Annotated in this window: 2 protein-coding genes and 1 pseudogene; 2 read left to right on the forward strand and 1 reads right to left on the reverse strand. The window is 48.5% G+C overall.

Features of this window, described 5'->3' with window-relative positions; all coding sequences use genetic code 11:
* Window positions 1-199: 199 nt before the first annotated feature.
* Window positions 200-418 (reverse strand): annotated as a pseudogene (locus ABD76_RS13135) (transposase); the annotation flags it as partial.
* Between the two features lie 510 nt (window positions 419-928).
* Here ABD76_RS13135 and ABD76_RS13140 point away from each other — a divergent pair.
* Window positions 929-1798, forward strand: a complete 870-nt coding sequence (locus ABD76_RS13140) for a ComEC/Rec2 family competence protein (RefSeq protein WP_197257517.1) — start codon at window positions 929-931, stop codon at window positions 1796-1798.
* Between the two features lie 168 nt (window positions 1799-1966).
* A partial coding sequence (locus tag ABD76_RS13145; protein ID WP_197257519.1) for a transposase family protein occupies window positions 1967-2262 on the forward strand: 296 nt, incomplete at its 3' end.

Raw genomic sequence — 2262 nt, forward strand, 5'->3', positions numbered from 1 at the left:
TGTTATGAGAACAAATGGTTCTATCAACCCTTTGAAAATCTTTGAAAACCGGACAAGGGAATTGGTATAGATGCTTCGCTCTGCGTTCACCTTCTGTAGCAGCATAAACATGCCAGTAAATGGACATACTGGTGGCTGGACAAGGGAATTGGTTCAGGTGCGAGCGATGCGTGGCTCCATGCTGTAGCCAGTTCTTTTCTTATTTCAATGTGAAGTTAAGTTTGCCCGCCAGAACGTACACCATGGCGATGATGTTTTTCTCGGAACGGTATCCGCGAGCTTTCCGTTTGGCGGCCTGGAACAAGCTATTCACTCCCTCCAGAAGGCCATTCGTCAGCTTTGACGAGAACCAGCGAACAACGCCATCGTAGTGATTTTGCAGCATTTTAGCGACTTCGACCATTGGAGCCAAACGGCAACAGTTGCTTGGCTTCAAGGCTAAACTCTACACGATCAATGTACCATGGTTCGGGAATATGAAGCAGTTCCTCAAGTTGACCTTCATTTAAATTTGCTGCAAACATATGAAAACACCTGTCCTCTACTGGGTTCTTAATTCCAGTATCGACAAGTCATTGCATTTATAACGGCGAAGAAGCAGCCAAATGATGAGCCGCTACAAAATATAATGGCAAAAGAAATCGGAGCAGCTATTCCTATTGCTCCAGGCATCTATATACGTGATTTCCAAGCAAAAAGGCTCCCGGGCGGAGCCTTTTTGCCTTGCGATATCAACCTTTGCGGGCAATAGATGACATCATCTCCCCCTTCCTTAGCCGCTTTCCGCCACTGTTCGCCCATTCATTCACAATGCCTTATTCGAGAGTGACTTTACTGACTGCTTTCAGGGGCTCATTTCCATCTATATTCTGAACGAATGTGATTCTTCGGTTTATTCTTATGTGCTACAATGAGACGGGAGGTACATATGAAGAAATACTTATACATCACGATTAATCTTATTTTCGTATTGCTCCTTGCGGGATGCTCAACCGGCATTCCGGCAGTAAACCAGACAGTGCGGCCTCAGCAGCCGGCGGGCACCCTGCAGGTGTACTTCTTGGACGTCGGCCAAGGTGATTCTACTCTGATCAAGACTCCAACAGGACAGCACATCTTGATAGACGGCGGGGATAATCACAAGGGGCAGGATGTCGTCGATTACCTTGAAAGTCTGGGCATCACGCAGTTGGATGTGGTGATAGCGACACATCCGGACGCCGACCATATCGGCGGTCTGGATACGGTGATTGATGCGATTCCAACCAAGAGCGTTTATGCGCCCAAAGTGAGCCACACCACAAATACATACAAGGATTTCCTGATGTCCGTCAAAAATCGGGGCCTCAAAATCAAGTCAGCCAAGGCAGGCCTCGAAATCCCGCTGGAAGGAATCACAGCGAGGTTTGTTGCCCCCGCGGCTCAGTATGGCAAGGATCTGAATGCTTGGAGCGCGGTTCTTCACCTCTCTTATGGCAAGACTTCCTTCCTCTTTACCGGCGACGCTGAGACCAGAAGCGAAAAGGATATGCTGGAGCATCCGCAAAAACTGCGCGCCGACGTGCTGAAGGTGGGACATCACGGATCGGACACGTCCACGTCGCAGGAGTTCCTGGACGCTGTACACCCAACCTGCGCCGTGATTAGCGCCGGAACGGACAACAAGTATGGCCATCCCAAGAAGGTCATCATGAACCGGCTCAAGAAAGCCGGTGTTGAGATATTCCGGACAGACCGGCAAGGAACAATAACAGCAATCAGCGATGGCAAGACAATAACATGGAAGACGACGAAATAACCCCGGAGCGCCCCGGGGTTTATCTTTTTTCAAATGCGTCATAAACGGGCGTAATGGAGTTGGAATTAGAAAAAAAGCCTCCTCGCTATACTGAATGGCTTACAGTCTGAATTATAGAAAAATAGTCAATACTGCTCAGTATTACGTTAATTAGGAGCGGATTGATAAATGTGGACCTCATTAAGCAGTAGTGACAATTTGATCATGGACATGTTTAACGTAGCATTGCAGTTGGAAGAGCCATGGAAACTGACGCATATTGAGTTTGACGATCAGGAACAAGCTTGGCACTTGCATCTTGATTTTGAGCGCGGGGCCGTATTTGCCTGTCCGCGGTGCAGCGCTGAATGTAAGGCATACGACAGTGAGATCAAGCACTGGCGGCATCTGGATTTCTGGGACTGGAAAACCTTCATGCATGCCCGGATGCCTCGCGTGAAGTGTACCTCCTGTAACAAGGTGAC

It is taken from the genome of Paenibacillus dendritiformis (assembly GCF_015845845.1).
GTDB lineage: Bacteria > Bacillota > Bacilli > Paenibacillales > Paenibacillaceae > Paenibacillus_B > Paenibacillus_B dendritiformis_C.